Below are 19,720 nucleotides of genomic sequence, written 5' to 3' on the forward strand. Positions count from 1 at the left end.
CGAATCCGCACCTACTGTTCCGCCTTGTCCATCAACCCTCGTCGAAAGTCAGGCTCCATGACCACTTCTCGGTCCACCCTCCGCGCAACGCGGAAGGCAGCGACGGTGCGCGCTGCGATGATCGCGGCAATGGCGTGCTCACTCACCCTCGGTGCCGGTGTCGCAGCACAGGCACAGCCCGCGCCCGCACCTGCCCCGCCTGCCCCGCCTGCCACCGTGCAGGGTGCCACTGTCGTTCCCCCCGGCCCGACCGAGGCATCACCGAAGGCAGCCGACCAGGGAATAGCCCAGCCGAACATCCAATCGGCCGCTCCCGCGACCGTCACCTACGACCCACGGACCGAGACCACGGGTTACGGACCGGAACAGAAGAACTTCCTGGCCGGATTCCTCTACAGCATCGTCAATCCCAATGTCGCACCTCAGGGTGCCAACGACTGGAACTGCAAGCCGTCGGCGGCACATCCGCGTCCGGTCGTGCTGCTGCACGGCACCTGGGAGAACGCCTACAACAACTTCGCGCGGATGTCGCCTGCGCTCAAGAAGGAGGGCTACTGCATCTTCGCGCTGAACTACGGTGACAGCGACCCGAGCATCGTCGGCAACCTCCCGTCACTGCGCGGTACCGCATCCGTTGCATCCAGCGCGAAGGAGATCGCCACGTACATCGACGCCGTGCGTACCGCGACCGGTTCTGCGCAGGTCGATATCGTCGGCCATTCCCAGGGCGGACTCGTCACCCGCCAGTACCTTCGCTTCGAGGGTGGTGCCAACCCCGCCGATCCGACCAAGAACAAGGTGAACACCGTCGTGAGCGTCGCCGGGTCCAACCACGGCACCACTCTCGTCGGAATCGGCACGCTCGGTCGCACGATCAACAACCTGGGTCTGAACGTGCTCGGCGTTGTCGGTGCCATCGCCGGACCCGCAGCCTCGGACCAGGTCATCGATTCCGCTCTGGTCAAGGGATTGGCAGTGGGCGGCGACACCGACCCCGGCATCAAGTACACCGTGATCGGTACCAAGTACGACGAGGTGGTGACCCCCTACAAGACGACGTTCCTCACCGCGGGTCCCGGTGCCACCGTCAACAACGTCACGTTGCAGGACGGCTGCGGCATCGATCTGTCCGATCACCTGTCGATCTCCGTCTCGCCTCGAGCGATCGGCATCGTGAAGAACGCACTGGATCCGAAGGGCTTCCCCACGAAGTCGATCCCGTGTGCCTTCAACTCACCGATCACCGGCGGCTAGTCACACCTGGGTGAGGGCGATCGGGCACCGACCCGATCGCCCTCACTGCTGTGCAGGTGCCCATCCGAGTGCGGGCCCGAGCGTGTGTGCCATGTCGGTCAGAATCTGCACGTAGTCCTCGTGGTCGAAGCTGAACGGCAGTGCGAACGCCACCTCGTCCACCTCACGAAAAGACTTGTTTGCGTACAACTTCTCGGCGATCACGTCCGAAGTCCCGACGAGGTCGGGCGCGAACATCATCCGAGCCGGACCCTGTGGCTCGAGCGTGCGTGCCGATCGCCCACGCACGTACTCCTCGTACTTGGCCGTCTGCGACGGGCTCGCACTGTCGGTCGGGATCACCACCAACCCTTGCGAGACCCTCGCATCGTTCCCGGCCGGGTGAAACCGACGAAAGCGCCGGATGTGGGAGAGCTGGATGTCGTCGAAATCGGTCGACTCCTCGGCGCGCACCACGCTGCTGACCAGAAGATTCATCGCGTTCTCACCGGCCCACTGCGCCGACCGCAGGCTCGCTCCCCCGTACCACATCCGACCACGCAGACCGGGTGAATGCGGCTGCACGCGAGCGGAATACGACTCGATGCCCTCGGTCCCCGACCACGTCGACGCCGGCTCCCCGGCGACGAACCCGAGTAGCCTCGATACCCGTTCGTACCCGAAATCCTCGGTATCCGCGGTGTCGGGATAGAGCGAATGCTTGACCCGGTCGAACTGCATCGGTTGTCCCACACTGACTCCGGGATTGATCCGCCCACCGGACAACACGTCGACCGTCGCCAGGTCCTCTGCCAGTCGCAGTGGGTTCTCCCAACCCAGTGGCGTCACTGCTGTACCGAGCGCTATCCGATGGGTCCGCTGCGACGCCGCAGCCATGACTGCGATGGGCGACGATATTCCGAACTGCAGGTGGCGATGCCGAAGCCATGCACTGTCGAAGCCGAGCTGCTCGCCGAGTTCGATGATGTTCAACGTCGATTCGTGGCCGCGTGCTGGATCGGACTCGTCGAAGAGCCCGATCGTGAGAAATCCGAGCGAAAGCAACGGGTGAGAAGGCGTAGGCACGTCCAGACTCCATTCGACCGAATTTGGACCCAGCCTAAACGAATCGGTCGGCCGTGCGGCGAATCCGGGAGCCGTCGAACTCGACGAGGCCGCGTGCGGCGAAGGCGTCGAGCCAGCCGATCATCGGCCACCGACCCCATCGATCGAAGAACGTGCGCGCGTTGGTGACGATGTCGTCGAGATGTTCCACCGGAGGATCGGAGACCGGATGGAACTGGTGGTAGGCGTGCGCCCCGCCGACCCACCGCAACCCGATGCCCGACGCCTCCGCGGTCGCTGCGAAATCGGTGTCCTCACCGCCGTAGCCGGTGTAGTCCTCGCAGAAGCCGCCGAGTTCGGCCCAGGTCGCCGCCCCGACCGCGAAGGACAGCGACCAGAACAGGTCGAAGTTGTCTCCGTGCTCGACGGTGTCGACCGGTGGATTCGGCCGCGCCGGATGCGGCGCGGTCAGAGAGTTCAGGACCTCACCCTCGGCACCGATGTCCTTCTCTTTCAGGTAGGTCACCGGACCACAGAGCAGCGATCGCTCGTTGCCGGGCAGTGTTGCCGCACGCCGGTATCGCTCGATCGTCTCCGGACCGGGGATGCAGTCCACGTCCAGGAACACCAGCAACTCCGCGCCGCGATCGATTGCCGCGGCCGCACCCAGATTGCGAGCAGCCGCCAGCGGCAGCGGATGCTGCGCAGGCATCTCGAGATAGGTGGCGGGCGAACCGGTTCGGTCGAGCAGGTCGGCAATCGTGTTGTCGCCCATGGACACGACGACGTGCTCGACCTGCTCTGCGGTCGATGTACCCAGACCACGCACCTGCGCGGCCAAGTGCTCGTGTCGTCCGGACACCACGGTGACGACGACGGTCTTCACTGTCGCACCGCGCGAGGTGCGGCCTGCTCGATCGCCCTGGCGGCGCGGGCAGGTGCACCCGCGGTGCGCAAAGCCGACCACCGACCGCCACCGATGTCGAGAGCGCGGTTCGCCGCTGCGTGCCACCGCGCGACGGACGGCCACGTATCGAGCACCTCGGCGACCGACCCGTGGGCCAGGGCCCGTCCGGTGGCCGACTGTTCGTCGAAAGGTCGAGCCTGCGGCACGACGATGGCGGGCACGCCCGAGGCGGCGACGTCGGCGACGGCGTTCTGGCCGGCGTGCGTGACGACGAGTGCTGCCGAACACAACACCGGCCACACGTCGTCCACCCAGTCGCCCCCTGCCACACCGAGTGCGCGGAACTCGAATCGGGCGTCCACCGCCGACCACGAGTCAACCAGGTCTCGGGTCAGCTCCGTGCCACCGGCGGCACCCAGAACCACCACCGTCGGATCGGCATGGGCAGTGACTCGCTCGCGCTCGGCGAATCGACTGATCGAGCCGGCATAGGTGGTCTTCTCCGCGAAGGGACGCAGCCAGGTCGGGTCGTAGACCTCGCGTGACCACGGCGCGACGATGTGGGTCGCCGCGCGATAGGCGAGGTCGTGAATCGGATCGTCCCGCTCCCCGGGTATTGCCATCACGATCACCCGAACACCCATCAGTCGCAAGAACATCGCCACTTCCACCGATACGTCGACCACCACCGCTCGCGGCCGCTCGCGCGCCACCCACTCCGCGATGATCGCCATCCGCTCGGTCAGACCGTCCACGTCGTGAGGTGCCCAGTGCAGCACCCCTCCGGCCGAACTGTCCTCCGCGGCATCACTTTCGACGGAATCGTCGACGTCGAGCGGAAGCGAGATCCACTCGGCCGCCGCATGCGTTGCCGGTCGAGCGCGCGAGGACAGCACCGTCATCGGCTCTGCCATCGACCGCGCGATGGCATCGGAACGGGTGATGTGACCGACCCCGTGGTGGTGCGCGTAATACCCGATCATGCGATCGCGAGCCGGTCGTCGAGCTTGTCCGCAGCCGCAGCCAATGTCGAGTGGTACAGCGCCTCGTACTCGTCCACCATCCGATCCATCGAGCACACCTGCTCCGCGCGCGCCCGGACGTCCGACCTTCTCAGCGCTGCCGCCGCGGGGATCGCCGCCGCGAGGCCGTGTACGTCGTCGGCCGCTACCAGCACTCCCGACGATGCATCGACGATCTCCGGTATGCCGCCCCGTGCGAACGCGGCGACCGGAGTGCCGCAGGCGAGTGCTTCCGCCACCACCAGGCCGTACGGCTCGGACCAGACCGGTGAGACGAGCGCTACCTCGGCACCGGCCACCAACGCCGCCAAAGCGGGCTGATCGAGGTGACCGACGTAGCGGATGTTCTCGTCGAGCATCGGCTCGACGAACTCGTGGAAATACTCGAGATTGCTCAGCGGTCCGGCGATACGCAGCGAGCGGCCTGCTTCCTTCGCAGCCGCAATGGCCAGGTGCACCCCTTTCTCGGGGACCACCCGACCCGACCACACCAGGTAGTCTCCGCCGGTACCGAACGGCCAGTCCGCCAGGGAGATTCCGTTGCGAATGACGACGGTCCCGGCGGTGACATCGGCCCACTGCGAGGCGGCGAACTCGCTGACCGCGGCAAACGTGTTGGCACCGGGAGGGGCCAGCGCAACTGCGGACTCCAGCCACGCGAACGGCGGTGTGTGCAGTGTCGTCACCATCGGTACCGACAGCGTCGCCGACATCGCCAGCGGCAGGTAGTGCAGGCTGTGGTTGTGCACGATGTCGAAGGACCGAGACAGTGTTCCGGCGAGTTCGAGCATCACCGCCAGATACGCATGATGCTCACGAATCGCGGTGGGTGTGATCGCGACGTCGGCGATGGAGATCGGAGTCAGATCCAACGTCCGCACCGGTAGCAGGGTCGCATCCAGGTCGACGCTCGACCCGTCCGCAGCGAACAGACTCACCTGATGCCCGCGCTCGGTGAGCGCACGCACCAGGTTGTAGACATGTGCCTCCAGGCCGCCCGCGAAAGGCTGTGCCACCGGAAAACTCGATGACGCCAGCACCGCGATGCGAAGTGGGTTCTCGTTCAACGCATCTCCTTGATCACTGCTGAATAGATCGCCGCATGAGTTGCTGCGATTCGTTGACGTTGTTCTGATCTGGTTCCGGAATCGACTGCCGGAACGCGTTCTGCGTGCGATGCCCGCACGGCAGAGACGAGCGAGGCGGGATCGAACGAGTCGATGCCCATCCGGAAGCTGTGCACCCGCGCCTGATCTGCGTAGAAGCCGCAGTCGGATGCGACGACGGCGGTACCGAGGTCGCGGCAGGCCTCGAGCCAGCCCGAGTGTGTTCCGAATCGATACGGCAGCACCGAGACATCGATCGACGACAGATAGTCCCAGAGCGCGTCGTCGTCGAAACGTCGGTGCACGCGTACGTCGACGTCGGGAAAGCTGTTGTAGTCCAGCAGCTTCGCGCCGACCGTCGGGTTGTACCAGTGGCTGGAGTGCTCGAAGACGTCCTCGTCGATGTCCAGTCTCACCGTTGCGTCGGGTAGCGCCCGAGCGGCCTCGACCACTGCGTCCATCACTGCCAACGCGTCGATGTTGGACCTCAGATTCTTGGCGTGGACACCGATGACGAACGAATCCGACACCGGGCGCGGGAGTGCCATCCGCTCGAGCGGCACGACGTGCGGATGCTCGACCACCGTTGCCTCGACGCCCCACCGATCGTGAATCCGAGCAGCAGCACCCGCGGTGAGGGTGATGACGGCGGCGGCCGCGCGAACCAGTACGTCCAACTGCCGCAGGTGATCGGCGTTGTCCGCGAAATGGGGATTGTGCAGGTCGTGGACCGTCAGGACCAACGGCTGCCGGTGGGCGCGTAGATGGTCGACGGTACGGGTGAGCTCGTCCGGGGAAAAGGACTCGAACCCGAAATGCACGTGCAGAACGTCGAAGTCCACGTCAGTCTGTTCGGCGAGCCACTGAGCATCGAGCAACCGCGGAGGCCACCACTGGTCGGGTACGTCGACTCGAACAGGGGCCGGATCGGGCAGCACGATCACCGACGGTTCGGCCGACGCCGCGTGTGCGGAGTCGCCGACGACGGGCTGCAGGTGTCGGACATAGGCGTGCGAGGACGGAACCGATGCAACGCGAATCATGAATTCCTTCGGGTTCAGGCAGGTGGATCGTGCCTGTTCCCGACACGCGATACGTAGTCAGTACCCAGTTGCACCCAGGTTCAATCGGGGTTGGCGAAGCCCGTCCCCTAGGTCTACGTTGACGAGAGAATGGTCCAACACGAACGAGCACACGACGTCGGGGCAAGCATGGACGGGCGCACCCGCCACTACGGCGACTTCTACGGCATATCGGACGAGCCGAGTCGCTCCGAGCACGACGGACCGCTCCTCCTCGTCTGGGGAAATTGCCAGGCCGAGGCGCTGCGCATCCTCCTTGCCTCCGATCCGGCCATGCCCATGCGGACCGTCCGCATTCCACCGGTGCACGAACTCGAATCCTCCGATCTGCCCCACGTCGACCGACTCGTGCGGCAGGCGTCGGTGCTGCTCACCCAACCGGTTCGAGCCGGCTATCGGTCGCTGCCCCTGGGCGTGCCCGATCTGGTCGACGCGCTACCGCCCGACGCCACCGTGGTGCGTTGGCCGGTGCTCCGATATTCGGGGTTGCACCCCTTCCAGGTCATCGTTCGCCACCCCAGTGCCCCGGCTGCAGTTCCGAACATGGTGCCCTATCACGACTTGCGCACGATCCTCGCGGTCCATCGCGGCCTCGGCAGCGACGCGGACTGGGACGTTCCGGTCTCGGACGACGGTCTACGTCGGGCAGCCGATGCGAGTCTCGACGAGTTGCGTCGACGCGAGGACCGAGACACCGATATCGTTGCGTCCGATCTGTTTCGAGACGCGGGCCGCCATGCCACCCACACGATCAACCACGCGACCAACGTGGTGCTCACCGGCCTGGCTCAGCGAGTACTCGACCACCTGAACATCGGTAGCACGGTGCGGGATCCAGGGCGGGAGCTGCTCGGAGGTGTTCGCGCGCCCGTCGAGGGTCGAGTGCTGAATGCGCTCGGCCTGCACGGCGATCCACGGCCGAATTGGTCGGTCGACGGCTCCGACCTGACGCCGGATTCCGTTCACCGCGCTCACCTGCAGTGGTACGCAGCTCGTCCCGAATTCGTCGGCGCGGCCCTCGAACGACACGCCGAGCTGATCCGAACCCTGGAGCTGGCACCGTGACCGGGCCGGTACATCATCTGGTGGTGGGACCGGACGAGCACGGTGTCGTCCGCTGCGCCCGCGAATTGGCCTCCGCAACAGGCAGTCCGGTGATCTCCGACCTCGAGCATCCTCCCTCCGACACGGCACTCCACGTGCACTTCACCGACCGGCTGTTCGGACGTAACGCAACCGAGGCCGCAGACGCATTCGCCGCGCTCGCCGAACGCCATCGTGCGCCCATCACCGTCACGGTCCACGATGTGCCGCAGGCATCCGACGGCCACGCATTCGAGGCGCGGAAGGACTGCTACCGACGGGTGATCGACTGCGCGGCAATCGTGGTGGTCTCCAGCATGCACGAGCGACTACTGCTCGAGGACATCCTGGATCGCCGGCACGACGTTCGGGTCATCCCGCTCCCGATCGGACGCGCGGCGGAGCGGACAGCAGACGGCGTCGCCCCGCGAAAGGTCGTCGGTGTACTCGGGTTCGTCTATCCGGGTAAGGGGCACGAGGAGGTACTCGGTGCCATGACGTCGCTGGACGCCGACGTCGACGTTCTCTCCATCGGTTCCGCGTCACCGGGGCACGAATCCATGATCGACGAACTCTGTTCTGCTGCAGAGCAACTCGGCCGATCGTTCACCTCGACCGGTTTCGTTCCCGACGCCGAGCTGGACGAGATCCTGCGGTCGGTCGCCATTCCCGTTGCGTTCCACCGACATGTGTCGGCATCGGGTTCGATCAATTCCTGGATCGCGGCAGGCCGTCGACCACTCGTCCCGCGGGGTCGGTACGTGGAGGAGATGGAGACCAACTCCCCCGGGGCCCTGTGGATTCACGACAATTCGATCGAGGGCCTCGCCGCTGCGATGGCAGAGGCTCTACGCCATCCCGACATGACATGGCAGCAGCACGACGTGGTCGCCTACCCCACGCTCGAGCAGGCGGCCGTGCTGTACCGCGCATTGTTCGACGAACAGCGTGCGAAAGCGGCCAAGGAGCTGCCCGACGGCCGGTGGGTGGTACCGGGCAATCGGTGGGATCTCGCCCCGTCTGTCGATCGCAACCCGCGAGTGTCCGTGGTGATTCCGTACTTTCGTCAGCAGCGTCAGCTGGAGTTCGTACTCACTGCGCTGACGTTGCAGAGCTATCCGGCCACCCTGCTCCAGGTGATCGTCGCCGACGACGGGTCGCCCGACGCGCCGGACGTCGATATCTTCCTGCCCGCTCTCGACATCACCGTCGTTCGACAGGAGGATCGCGGCTTCCGTGCAGCGGCGGCGCGCAATCTCGGTGCATCGGTCGCCGACGGGGAGATTCTGTGTTTTCTGGACGCGGATACGGTCCCCGAACCCGAGTACATCGCGGAGTCGGTGCGGCTGACCGGGGCAGTTCCCGATGCGCTCACCGTGGGTCGGCGACGCCACGCCGATCTGACGGGCTGGACCGCCGAGGACGTGGCCGGGTGGTTCGGCGGAGGTTTGCACGGACCGCCGGAACTGTCGGAGCCGGGGTGGCTTCGGGACGGGTACTCGCGCTCACGCGACTTGCTCGATGCGGATCGACGTTCGTACCGATTCGTCATCAGCGCCGTGATGTCGTGCAGCCGTGAATTGTTCTCCGACATAGGTGGATTCGACGAGACCTTCGTCGGATACGGCGGAGAGGACTGGGAGTTCGCGCATCGCGCGTACGACGCCGGTGCCGTCCTGGCGCACCTGCCTGCCGCCGTCGCCTGGCACGACGGACCCGAATGGGCCGAGCGTACGGGCGGGGATCGGGAACGCAAGAACCTCGAAGCGCTGATGCTGTCTTCCCGCATCACCGACCCGGCCGCTCGTACCCACGGTCTCGTCTATGCCGTGCCCGAGACGATCGTGATCGTCGATGCAACCGGACACAGCTCGGCGTCACTGCTGTCCACCGTCGGATCGGTTCTGCGCCAACATGACTGCGCGGTGTGGATCGACGGTCCCGACGCAGCGTCGTTGCGAGAGCAGTGGGGTGACGTCGACCCGCGCATTCGTTCGGGTCGGCCCGGCGACACCGGCCGCAGCCATATCGTCGTGCACGTGCGCGGACTCGTACTGTTCGGTGAGCACTCTCTGCGCCGCATGCTGGCAACCGGTGCCGATCGTATGACCGTGGACGTCGGCGGCAGCGGCGTCGTCGAGTGTCGCAGTTCGCGTTCGCGGACGCGCGCGGCGCGGTGGGCCGATGCACTCGGTCGTGATCCGCTCGACGTGGCCGAGGATCTCTTCGGGCACATGCACCGCACAGCCGTCGAGTTCGGGATCTCGACCGGTGAGCATCAACCGGATCTGTCCTGGTGACGTCGAATACGGCGCGGCGGCGACTGATGGAAGAATATGTATCGGCGGTCGTCGGGGACGACGGAACAGCAAGGTCGGGTGGACGATGAACAGAACGCTGTATTCGATGCTCTGGATGATGGCGATCATCGCTCTCATTGCATTGATCTGGGGCACAGTCGGTTACGTGTACGCCGATGAACACCCACTGCGCCGTGCGGCGTTCGTCGGTGGCGGAGTACTGATCTCGGGATGGCTCATCGTGCTCGCAGCCGTGGGCATCAAGATCTCCCGACTGAAAGCGCGCCGCAGAGCGAGCAATTCCGAGAACGACTGACGAGTCCGCCGAGGTGCGGATTGAGAACGCCGTGGGCGGGTACTCCGCTCCGAAGTCTCGACGCGCAACAGCCGGTCACCTGCTCGTCGAGTTCCTCTCAGTCAGTGGCGAGCAAGGGTTCTCGATGGTCAATCAGCGCAGTACGTCGCAGCAGCACGGAACGTCGGCACGGCCGGCGACTCGCGACGAGTATCTGTCGACGTGGTCGACACTGCACAACGGCATCGATCCTTCCTCGTCCGCGTTGGTCTCGGGTTGGCTTCGCGTGGTCTATTCGCTGAGCGCGCCGCTGGTTCGCGCGTCCGTCTCCGCCCACGCCGTCACCCTCACCGCTGTGGTCGTGGCAGGGGCTGCAGTGGCGCTGTCGCGACCCGGTACCTCCGCACCGTTGATCGCGGCGCTGCTCATCGTGATCTCCGGCCTGCTGGACGGCATCGACGGCGGGGTCGCGATGATCGGCCGTTCCCAATCTCAGTGGGGGTACCTGCTCGACACCGTCGCCGATCGCTGCAGCGACCTGCTGCTGTTGGCAAGCGGTCTCGCTCTGGGTGCCCCGATGCCGCTCGTCGTCGCGGTCGGCGTGGTGACGTTGCTGCACGAGATGGCCCGTGCCCGCGCGGTGGGTTCCGGCATCGAGGACGTCGGCTTCCTGACGATATGGGAGCGTCCCTCGCGGGTGATCGCGGCTGCGGTCACGGCGACGGTCGCCGGGGCAGCGCCTGCTGCTGCGGGAACGTCGGCGACCATCGGGATGTCGGTGACGTGCGCGCTCGCCGCCGTCGGGTTCACCCAGTTGATGTTCGGGCTGCATCGTCGAGCCGATCGAATTCGGCGGTGACCAGCCAGCCGGCGAGTGCCAGTACATGGAACACGAACATCCACAACATGATTGCGACCCCGCCGCCGATCGCGGTGAGGCCTCCGAACGGCGCACCCAGGTCCACCGGTATCGCCAGGAACAAGATGAATCCGTGTACGAATCCGGTGACGATGGACGAGGTGACGAGTGATCCGACGATCAACGCCCGCCAGTTCACCGCGCGTGGCGCGATCACGCGATAGGTCCAAGCCAGGGGGACCGACAGGATCACCCACAGGCAGTTGAAGCCGAGGAACACGCGCAGCGTCATGGCACCGATTCCGCCGCCGCCGGTCGACGCGTCGAGCAGTCGCGCGACGCAGAGGACCCCGGCCAGCAAGACCGGTGCGGCGGCGAAGAACGGGACCATCGCCAGTCGACCGCGCCAACCGGTGAACGACTCTCGTGTCGGTGCGAACCGCACGATGGCCCGGCGCAGGCCCTCCCCGTAGAACGTCGCGGGAAAGATGGCGATCAGGATACCGATCGGACCGAGTTCGATTCCGGCCGTGGCCAATCCATCCACCGCCGCGCGAGCACCCAGGGCGTCGGGCAACAACGCCGACATGGCGTCGAACCCGCCGCGCACCCAGTCCGCCGACACCAACAGGGTGCAGGCGCGGATGGTCAGCAGCAGTAGCGGCACCACAGCGATGACGGCGTAGAAGGTCAAGCCGCCCGCGATCAAGGTGGTGTCCTCGCGGGCGAACCCGGCTTTGATCGCGCCGACTGCGCGCGTGGCCCTTGTGCGTATCGAGGTCATCTCGCGCGAGCACCGAGTAACGCGCCGACCGCAACGGTGTCATTCAAGGGTGATGTCCACACCATCGATGACCTTGAGAAACGGGCAGATCGAGGTTGCCTGCGCCAGTACCGCTTCGGGATCGTCGGTGCCGGGAAGAGATACTGCGAGGGCGAACGTGGCGTCGTAGCCGGATGCATCCGAGTCGGTGAGTACGACGGTGCCCTTCACTGCGAGGTCGTCGACGCTACCGCCGACGGTTCCGAGCGCGATACGCAGAGACTCGACCAGGCAGCTCGACAGAGCGGCAGCCATCAGTTGCTCGGGGTTGGTGTGCTCCCCCGGCCCTCCGAGTTGCTTCGGTTCTCGCACACCGAGGGACAGAACCCCGTCGTCGGAGGTGACTCCCGTCGCGGTGGCAGAGACAGTTGCTGTGTACAGCTCGGTGTTCATCGACGTCGGATGTCCACTCGGCAGCCGATCGAAACCGGCGGAGTCCACGCGCCGGGGTCGAGACCGAGGGGTACGTGTCGATGTTCACACATCGGATACATCAGTTTGACCGAACCTACCGACGGGTAACGCTGCTGTCAGGGCCGAGCATCACGCTGTGACCCACAGGCATCGGCCAGAGCAAACGACCACCGAACCGAAAGGGGAGCACCATGAGCACATCCACGTTGATCGCGCAGTTGCGTGTTGCACTGCAGTTGACGAACACGGAAATCCAGATCGCGGAAACTCGCGTCGTTCAGGCGCGCACCGAGGCGGTACGCAGGGAGTTGACTCAGAACGCCGCGAACGGCCGTGAGCGCGCGGCAGCCATCGAAGAAGCAATCCGCGGACTCGGCGGACTGCCCGAACTGGTCGCACCGTTCCTGGGGCGCACACTCGCCGCCGTCAAGACGGTCGCGGAGCAGGCGCAGCCGTTCGACGAGGCCCTGCTGGGCGATCTCGCACTCGAGCAGCAGCTGCTGGGCCGCGCCAAGTACATCAAGGCACTGGCCACGGCAGCGAACGAGCCCACCGTCGTCGCGTTGGCCACCCGGCTGGCCACAGCACACAGCGCAACGGTGGAGTGGCTCGAAACCGTGCTCGCCGAAGACGCACTCGGCGGACCCGCAGCGCTGCGCCGCACTCCGTTCCAGGCCGCTACGGGCACCGCAGTCAAGATCGTCAATGCTCCGGCAACCTGGTCGGCACGCGGTCTCGACCGCGCACTGGACGCAGCCCGAGCCACCCCGGATCGCCTCGCCGCTCTGCTGGGCCGCGGAGCTCACGCCGGTGACGTGGCAGTCAAGACGCTGACGGCGAGCCGCGATGCAGCACTCGAGGCAGCCGAGGACGTCACTCGTAGCGAGGGAGTCGACACCGTCGCCGACGCGATCCACACCGCACGGTCGGCCAGCGGAACCCTGGACGCCGACGAGCTGCCGATCGCGGACTACGACGACCTGAACGTCTCGGACGCCGTTGCCGCCATCAAGGACCTCACGAACCCGACCGATGTTCGCACCGTCGTGGCGTACGAAGAGGCACACAAGAACCGCCACGGAGTCGTGTCCGCAGGACAGACGCGCGTGGCAGCAATCGCCAAGGATGTCATCTCGATCGACTGACCTTCTGCGAATACCGATGCGGCCCGTGAACTTCCGGGCCGCATCGCTGTATTCGAAGCAACCCGCTAGGGTTTGAGCAACACCTTGATGGCACCGTCCTGCTTCTTCTGGAAGATCTCGTATGCGTGCGGGGCTTCTTCGAGCGAAAGCTCGTGCGTGGCAAACGAATCGACACCGAGCGGGTCGTCGTCGCCGAGCAGCGGCATGATGTCGTCCACCCACCTCTTGACGTTCGCCTGGCCCATGCGGAGCTGAATCTGCTTGTCGAACATGGTCATCAGCGGCAGCGGATCGGCCATACCGCCGTACACACCGATGATCGAGATGGTTCCGCCGCGTCGAACGATGTCGATCGCAGAGTACAGCGCGCCCAGTCGATCGACACCGGCCTTCTGCATCATCGGCGCAGCAACGGCATCGGGGAGCATGCCGACGATCTGCTGAGCGAGTTTGCCGACCGGAGATCCGTGCGCCTCCATGCCCACCGCATCGATGACGGAATCGGTACCCCTGCCGTCGGTCATCTCACGAATGACGTCGCCGACGCCACCGCTGTGCTCGGCCAGGTTCACCGTCTCGATACCCCGTGCCGCGGCGCGGGCGAGGCGCTCGGGGACCAGGTCGACGGCGATCACCCGTGCGCCCTTGTGCTGCGCGATGCGTGCTGCCATGTCGCCGATGGGCCCGAGACCGAGAACCGTCACCGATCCCCCGTCGGGAACCGCCGCGTACTCGACCGACTGCCAGGCGGTGGGCAGTACGTCGGAGAGGTATACGAATCGCGAATCCGGCGGTCCCTCCGGCACCTTGATGTGCGTGAACTGCGCCTGCGGCACGCGGAGGTACTCGGCCTGCCCACCGGGGACCTGACCGTAGAGCTTGGAGAAGCCGAACAGTGCCGCGCCCATTCCCTGTTCGCGAACCTGTGTGGTCTCGCACTGGGTGTACAGGCTCGAATTGCACATGTAGCAGTGTCCGCACGAGATCTGGAACGGAATGACCACTCGGTCTCCGACTGCCAGATCGCCTGTCTGCGAGCCGACTTCCTCGACGATGCCCATCGGCTCGTGCCCCAGAACGTCACCTTCGTCCATGAAGGCTCCGAGCGTTTCGTACAGATGCAGGTCCGAGCCGCAAATGTTGGTGGTCGTGATCTTCACGATCGCGTCCGTCGGAAGTTCTATCCGCGGATCGGGAACGGTGTCGACGCTGACTTTTCTCTTGCCCTGCCAGGTCACTGCGCGCATGACGTCCTTCCATCGAAGCGACTTCGAAGTTCGATGTCGCTGCATTGCGCATTGCCTGTTGTGACAGGTCACAAACACATATGCCTGAGTGGTTGGTACCGCCCGGCAGCGGGTAGCCACCACTATGACCGCGTTGTTCTCCGTCGATCCGTCCACCGCTCGATCTCCCGCCCTACCCACCCCCTGCGGGCCGATCTCGGAAGCCGTCACCCGGTCGCTGGCCGCGGGTGTGCCGACCGGAACCCCGGTGATGCCCGATCCGATCGAGGCCGATCCCACGTCCCGAGACGCGCAACTCGCGCTTCTGATCTGCTACGAACTGCACTACCGCGGGTTCGAGGGCGTGGACGACGCCTGGGAGTGGGACCCCGAGCTCCTCCGCCTACGAGGAGGGCTGGAATCCGCTTTTCTGCGATACGTGCGAGAGAACGTGGAACCCGGCACCGACGCAGTGGCGGAGATGGACGCGCTGTCGATCGAAGCGACCTCGGGGAGCGGCCCCTCGTGGTTCCTTCGCGACGAAGGTTCGTGGGAGCAGATGCGTGAGTACTTCGTGCACCGGTCCGTCTACCACCTCAAGGAAGCCGACCCGCACGCGTGGGCCATCCCCCGTCTGACGGGCCAGACCAAGGCCTCCTACGTCGCGGTCGAATTCGACGAGTACGGCGGCGGCAAGGGCGACCGCCTGCACCAGCATCTGTGGGCCGAATCGATGGTGGCGGCCGATCTCGATCCGACGTATCTCGGTTACGTCGATCGCGTCCCGGCACAGACACTGGCCTGGGTCAATCTCATGTCGTTGTTCGGTTTGCATCGAGGGCTGCGCGGTGCCACCGTGGGCCACTTGGCGGCAACCGAAATCACGTCGTCGCCCGGCTCGCAGCGCTACGTGCAGGGACTGCGGAGGCTCGATGCACCGTCGGCATGCATCGCGTTCTACGCCGAGCACGTCGAGGCGGACGCCGTGCACGAGCAGGTGCTACGTCACGATGTGGTCGGCACTCTGCTTCGCCACGAGCCCGAACTCGAAGCAGATGTGGTGTTCGGAATGCGCGCACTGGATTTCGTCGAGAACGAACTCGCCGACCACGTGATGCGGCGATGGTCGGCCGGTCAGTCCTCGCTGGACTGAGAGGGTCGCCTCTTCGCGCGGTGGCTCGTGTCGCACAGCGGATAGCTCTTGCTCCGCTTGCACGTGCACACCGCAACGACGAAGCGGTCCGACTCCACTTTCGTGCCGTCGTCGAGTTCGATGTTCACCGGTCCGTCGATCAGCATCGGGCCACCACGAACGATTCTCACCGTCGTCCGCTTGCCGGCCGAGTCATCGCTTGTCGCCACGAATCACCACCAACTCCTCCGTTCGACGCCCCGGAGCCAACAGACCGCGGGCTTCGAGCCACTCGGCACGGCGGTGCATCACCGGGCCGAAATCGATGGATTGCCTGCTCTCTTCGACGACCGAGAATCCGTTGTCCGCGAGCATGTCGACGGTGCGTCGCGGCCCCGAGAACTCGGAATGTACGACCAGCAGTATCCCACCCGGAACCAACAGCGAGGCGGCTGCCAGACACAGCGGGTCGAGCACCATGCGGCCGTCCTCGCCTGCGTCCCAGGCCCGGTGAAGCCCCATTCCGGTCGGCTCTACCTCGGACGGAACGTACGGAGGATTGCACAGCACGACGTCGAACGATTCGAGTGCGTCCGCCTCGGCAAGGGAACCCAACCTGACGTCCACCTCGACGCCCACCGAGCGCGCGTTGCGCTGCGCGCAGTCGACGGCCCGTGCGGAAATGTCGAACGCGACGACCTCACGCGCACCCAACAGTGCGGCGGTGATGGCCACGGCACCGCTGCCGGTGCACATGTCGAGCACTCGCGCACCGGGAACGATGCCCGTCGTCGCGGCGATATCGCACAGCAGTAGCGAATCCTCCTGCGGTTCGTACACTCCGGGATCGGCGTGCACGGCCGCCAGGGTTCTGGCGGATTCGGTTTCGGCTGTCGTCATCGGCGTGCCTCCCACGGTGTAGCGATCGAAGTCGTATTCCCGTGAGACTCGCAGTCAAACCCGTTGCTGTCTCGATGCTTACGATCCGGCCTCCCGGGGTAGTCCTGTCGAGCGTGGTTGAGGAGTAGCCCGCCGTCCCCGAATGTCGACTGTCGATTTCTCACGTGCACCCGGTGGGGAGTTCGGCTGCACAGGAGTGTCCATGATCGTCGTACCGTCCATTACGCCACGCCTCGCGGAAGTCGTTCCGTCGCTGTCCGAGTCGTCGAGTCTCGAACCCGAGATGACGCTGTCGGTGAACGAGAGCGCGGGTGCCGACATCATCGTGCGAGTGATCGGAACGATCGGTGACGCGGACGTCCCCGTTCTCGCCGAAACACTCGGCGAGGCCGCCGAACGCGGACGCACGTTGATCCTCGATCTGTCCTCGGTGGCAGGCGTCGCCACAGGCGTCCGCTCCGTGCTCGACGCCACCTCCATCCGACTCGGACGATGGAATCAGAAACTGGCAGTGGTGCTTTCACCAGATCTGCAGCAGTCCGTCATCGGTCTCGTACCGGAGCGAGTCGACGTTCGTCGCTCGACGACCGAGTCCGTGGCGGCACCGGCAGCAGACACCAGGTGATCCGTTCGGCGACGGTATGGCCTGCCGATTCGCGAGAGGTGTCGTAAGTGACCACCCCGAGCAAGACCTACGACGTGCTCGTCGTCGGCGGAGGCAACGCAGGCATCAGCGCGGCTGCGCGGCTGCTGAAGAAGGGCATCTCCGACGTCGCTGTCATCGAGCCCGAGCAGGTGCACACGTATCGTCCACTGCTGTCCTACGTGGGCTCCGGTCAGGCAGCGCTGACCGAGGCGGAACGCACACAGCGGTCGGTGATTCCGACCGGATGCGTCTGGCTGGAAGACTCGGTGACAGCGATCGATCCGGTGAACCGTCTGGTGCGATGCACGTCCGGCAGGGCGTACGGCTATCGAGACCTCGTTCTCGGCCAGGGTCTCGTGGTGGACACCGACGCCCTGCCCGGAGTACACGCGGCACTCGAATTCCCCGGTGTTGCAAGCAATTACCTCGACCGAGCAGAAGCCACCTGGCAACTGACACGCGATCTCCCCGTCGGCAGCAGTGCTGTGTTCACAGTGCCCCGCCCACCGGTGGGCTGTACCGGCACCACGCTCAAGCCGTTGTTTCTCGCAGCGGACCACTGGATGCGCAGCGGGCGCCTGCCGGGAATCGACATCACACTGGTGGTGGATCGACATCGAATGTTGGGCAATCCCGAGCTCGACGCCATCGTCGTCGGGCGACTACGCGAACTCGGCGTGCGAATACTCCCCCGCACCGCAGTGACGGCTCTGCATCCGGAGACCGGACACATCACCGTCACGGACAACGACGGCGTCGACGATCGCATCCGCTACGACATGCTGCACCTCGTACCGCCGTTCCGCGGTCCGACCTGGCTGGAGGAGTCGAACCTGACCGGGTCTGCGGCGCACGGTGTCGTCGACATCGACGGTCGGACTCTGCGCCACCGGGCGTATCCGGAGGTCTGGGCCGCGGGTGACGGAGCAGCCATCGACACCGACTCCTCGGGTGGCGCACTGCGCAAACAGATCTCGATTCTCGTCGACAATCTGATCGCAGCGCGTAGCGGGAAACCGTTGTCGGAGTACGACGGCTACACCGTTGCCCCCATCGCCGTCGGCGCACACAGCTTGATCGCCGCCGAGTTCGACCGCACCGGAACCCTGACGCCGTCGTTGCCGTCGTTCCTCGATTCGCTGAAGCCGAGGCGCTCCGCCTGGGCCTTCGACCGATACGGCCTACCGCTGTCCTACTGGAACATGATTCTCGCCGGCCGACTCTGACCGGTCGGGCGACTCCATGAACCCGTCGGGGTCGTGAGCGACGACCCGATGTCCGTCGTCGTCCAGGGCGCGAAACGCATCGCGCAGGAGCCGTCGAGCCGCGCCGTCCATGGCACGTACCTCACTGAAATCGACCGTGGTACAGGTGTTGTCGCCGACATCGGCGACCAAACGGGACGTGACCGCCTCTGCACCCGCGAACCGAAGATCGCCCTGCAGCTCCACGGTGGTCACGCCGTCCGCCTCGGTCACGCTGCGGATGGCCGATTCACCGCTGGGCGCGACGTGCATCATGTGCAGGCCCAGATCGCGCGAGAGTCTCTCGAACACCGCCACCCCGCGCACACTGTTGCCGTGCTCGTTCAGTCTGGGTGAGACGACGGCAATGCCCACCTGACCCGGCAACACTCCGATGATCGCCCCGGCCACCCCGCTCTTGGCGGGTATACCCACCGTCGCGAGCCAGCTGCCACTGCCGTCGTACATTCCACAGGTCGCCATGACCGCCAGTACGTGACGATCGATCGCCGAATCGAGTGTCTGTTCGCCCGTCCGAGGATCTTTGCCGCCGTTCGCCATCACCGCGGCGATCCGGGCCAGGTCGTTACAGGTCACGGTCACCGCACACTGACGCGCATAGCCGTCGACGACATCGGCGGGCTCGGCTCCGAGGTGGCCGACCGACTTCAGCAGGTGCGCGATCGCGGTGTTCCGGTCGTCGGATTCCAGTTCGGCCTCGTACACCTGACGGTCGACGGAGAGTTCGCGGCCTGCCATCCTGCTCAGAAGGTCCGACATTCGCCCCGCCCGCTCTTCGCTCCCGTGGCCTCGAATCATCGAATGCACTGCCAGCGCACCGGCATTGATCAACGGGTTCCGCGGCCTTCCGGTCTCGGCTTCCAGCGATATCTCGTTGAACGAGTCGCCCGACGGTTCGACGTCGACGGCCTCGAGCACCGCCTCGATGCCGTTGTCCTCGATGGCGAGCGCATACGCGACCGCTTTGGCTATCGATTGGATCGAGAATTCGGTGTCGGTATCGCCCGCTCCGTGCAGCGATCCCCCGACGGTGGCGAGTGCGACCGCGAACGTGTCGGGATCCGATGAGGCCACTACCGGGTTGCCCTCGGTCACGGTCCCGCCGTCGAACTCTCGACAGTCCTCCAACACGGATGCGAGGTATTCGGGAACAGGCGATCTCATGTGTCCACGCTAGTCCTCGACGAACAGGCCTTGACATCGCGGCCGTACTGCCG

General features: G+C 65.6%; 20 protein-coding genes. 9 read left to right on the forward strand and 11 right to left on the reverse strand.

What is annotated here, in order from left to right; translation table 11 throughout:
- Window positions 1-57: 57 nt before the first annotated feature.
- Window positions 58-1,254 (forward strand): esterase/lipase family protein, encoded by a 1,197-nt coding sequence (locus tag CH276_RS25410; RefSeq protein ID WP_045196069.1) that lies wholly within the window; start codon window positions 58-60, stop codon window positions 1,252-1,254.
- A 42-nt stretch (window positions 1,255-1,296) separates the two neighbouring features.
- On the opposite strand, the gene CH276_RS25415 is transcribed toward CH276_RS25410, so the two are convergent.
- Genes CH276_RS25415 through CH276_RS25435 form a run of 5 tightly spaced genes read right to left on the reverse strand, consistent with a single transcriptional unit; the run spans window position 1,297 to window position 6,376 of the window.
- A complete protein-coding gene (locus CH276_RS25415; RefSeq protein ID WP_094629379.1) occupies window positions 1,297-2,319 on the reverse strand; it encodes an LLM class flavin-dependent oxidoreductase in 1,023 nt (340 codons plus the stop codon).
- 34 nt (window positions 2,320-2,353) lie between these two features.
- Window positions 2,354-3,184 (reverse strand): galactosyltransferase-related protein, encoded by an 831-nt coding sequence (locus tag CH276_RS25420; RefSeq protein WP_094629380.1) that lies wholly within the window; start codon window positions 3,182-3,184, stop codon window positions 2,354-2,356.
- Window positions 3,181-4,188: a glycosyltransferase gene (locus tag CH276_RS25425; RefSeq protein WP_094629381.1), complete on the reverse strand. Its 1,008-nt coding sequence runs from the start codon at window positions 4,186-4,188 to the stop codon at window positions 3,181-3,183. Before CH276_RS25425 ends, CH276_RS25420 begins: the two co-directional genes overlap by 4 nt.
- Window positions 4,185-5,294 (reverse strand): glycosyltransferase, encoded by a 1,110-nt coding sequence (locus tag CH276_RS25430; protein ID WP_094629382.1) that lies wholly within the window; start codon window positions 5,292-5,294, stop codon window positions 4,185-4,187. The genes CH276_RS25425 and CH276_RS25430 overlap by 4 nt, the downstream gene beginning before the upstream one ends.
- The gene (locus CH276_RS25435; RefSeq protein ID WP_094629383.1) at window positions 5,291-6,376 is read right to left on the reverse strand and encodes a glycosyltransferase; all 1,086 of its coding nucleotides are present in this window, start codon (window positions 6,374-6,376) and stop codon (window positions 5,291-5,293) included. The genes CH276_RS25430 and CH276_RS25435 overlap by 4 nt, the downstream gene beginning before the upstream one ends.
- A 168-nt stretch (window positions 6,377-6,544) precedes the next feature.
- On the opposite strand from CH276_RS25435, the gene CH276_RS25440 reads away from it, so the two are divergent.
- The 4 genes from CH276_RS25440 (at window position 6,545) to CH276_RS25455 (ending at window position 10,952) form a co-directional block, all read left to right on the forward strand.
- Window positions 6,545-7,480, forward strand: coding sequence for a WcbI family polysaccharide biosynthesis putative acetyltransferase (locus CH276_RS25440; RefSeq protein ID WP_254923934.1), 936 nt, complete (start codon window positions 6,545-6,547; stop codon window positions 7,478-7,480).
- Window positions 7,477-9,798, forward strand: coding sequence for a glycosyltransferase (locus CH276_RS29130; protein ID WP_254923935.1), 2,322 nt, complete (start codon window positions 7,477-7,479; stop codon window positions 9,796-9,798). The genes CH276_RS25440 and CH276_RS29130 overlap by 4 nt, the downstream gene beginning before the upstream one ends.
- An 85-nt stretch (window positions 9,799-9,883) precedes the next feature.
- Window positions 9,884-10,114 (forward strand): hypothetical protein, encoded by a 231-nt coding sequence (locus CH276_RS25450; RefSeq protein WP_230596994.1) that lies wholly within the window; start codon window positions 9,884-9,886, stop codon window positions 10,112-10,114.
- Window positions 10,115-10,127: 13 nt separating this feature from the next.
- Complete coding sequence (locus tag CH276_RS25455) at window positions 10,128-10,952, forward strand: CDP-alcohol phosphatidyltransferase family protein (RefSeq protein WP_094629385.1); 825 nt, start codon at window positions 10,128-10,130, stop codon at window positions 10,950-10,952.
- On the opposite strand, the gene CH276_RS25460 is transcribed toward CH276_RS25455, so the two are convergent.
- Window positions 10,900-11,736, reverse strand: a complete 837-nt coding sequence (locus CH276_RS25460) for a YihY/virulence factor BrkB family protein (protein ID WP_094629386.1) — start codon at window positions 11,734-11,736, stop codon at window positions 10,900-10,902. The genes CH276_RS25455 and CH276_RS25460 overlap by 53 nt on opposite strands.
- A 39-nt stretch (window positions 11,737-11,775) precedes the next feature.
- The gene (locus CH276_RS25465) at window positions 11,776-12,168 is read right to left on the reverse strand and encodes an OsmC family protein (RefSeq protein ID WP_032398274.1); all 393 of its coding nucleotides are present in this window, start codon (window positions 12,166-12,168) and stop codon (window positions 11,776-11,778) included.
- A 212-nt stretch (window positions 12,169-12,380) separates the two neighbouring features.
- Between CH276_RS25465 and CH276_RS25470 the strand changes: the two genes are divergently transcribed.
- On the forward strand, window positions 12,381-13,334 hold the full coding sequence (locus CH276_RS25470) for a hypothetical protein (protein ID WP_094629387.1): 954 nt from the start codon (window positions 12,381-12,383) through the stop codon (window positions 13,332-13,334).
- A gap of 65 nt (window positions 13,335-13,399) precedes the next feature.
- Here CH276_RS25470 and CH276_RS25475 read toward each other — a convergent pair whose 3' ends face one another.
- Entirely contained in the window at window positions 13,400-14,581 is a 1,182-nt protein-coding gene (locus CH276_RS25475) for a zinc-dependent alcohol dehydrogenase (protein ID WP_094629388.1), read from the reverse strand.
- A 124-nt stretch (window positions 14,582-14,705) separates the two neighbouring features.
- On the opposite strand from CH276_RS25475, the gene CH276_RS25480 reads away from it, so the two are divergent.
- Window positions 14,706-15,713, forward strand: a complete 1,008-nt coding sequence (locus tag CH276_RS25480; RefSeq protein WP_094629389.1) for an iron-containing redox enzyme family protein — start codon at window positions 14,706-14,708, stop codon at window positions 15,711-15,713.
- Here the strand turns inward: CH276_RS25480 and CH276_RS25485 are convergent.
- Entirely contained in the window at window positions 15,695-15,859 is a 165-nt protein-coding gene (locus CH276_RS25485) for a CDGSH iron-sulfur domain-containing protein (RefSeq protein WP_082074008.1), read from the reverse strand. The genes CH276_RS25480 and CH276_RS25485 overlap by 19 nt on opposite strands.
- A gap of 46 nt (window positions 15,860-15,905) precedes the next feature.
- Window positions 15,906-16,592, reverse strand: a complete 687-nt coding sequence (locus tag CH276_RS25490) for a HemK2/MTQ2 family protein methyltransferase (protein WP_045196083.1) — start codon at window positions 16,590-16,592, stop codon at window positions 15,906-15,908.
- A 202-nt stretch (window positions 16,593-16,794) separates the two neighbouring features.
- Between CH276_RS25490 and CH276_RS25495 the strand changes: the two genes are divergently transcribed.
- Window positions 16,795-17,217, forward strand: coding sequence for a hypothetical protein (locus CH276_RS25495; protein WP_141214782.1), 423 nt, complete (start codon window positions 16,795-16,797; stop codon window positions 17,215-17,217).
- A 47-nt stretch (window positions 17,218-17,264) separates the two neighbouring features.
- Complete coding sequence (locus tag CH276_RS25500; RefSeq protein WP_094629391.1) at window positions 17,265-18,464, forward strand: NAD(P)/FAD-dependent oxidoreductase; 1,200 nt, start codon at window positions 17,265-17,267, stop codon at window positions 18,462-18,464.
- Here CH276_RS25500 and glsA read toward each other — a convergent pair.
- Window positions 18,420-19,667 carry a glutaminase A gene (gene glsA / locus CH276_RS25505; RefSeq protein WP_094629392.1) on the reverse strand — a complete coding sequence of 416 codons (1,248 nt, stop codon included), beginning with the start codon at window positions 19,665-19,667 and terminating at the stop codon, window positions 18,420-18,422. The genes CH276_RS25500 and glsA overlap by 45 nt on opposite strands.
- Window positions 19,668-19,720: the final 53 nt, after the last annotated feature.

This window comes from Rhodococcus sp. 06-470-2 (assembly GCF_002258235.1).
Taxonomy (GTDB): domain Bacteria; phylum Actinomycetota; class Actinomycetes; order Mycobacteriales; family Mycobacteriaceae; genus Rhodococcoides.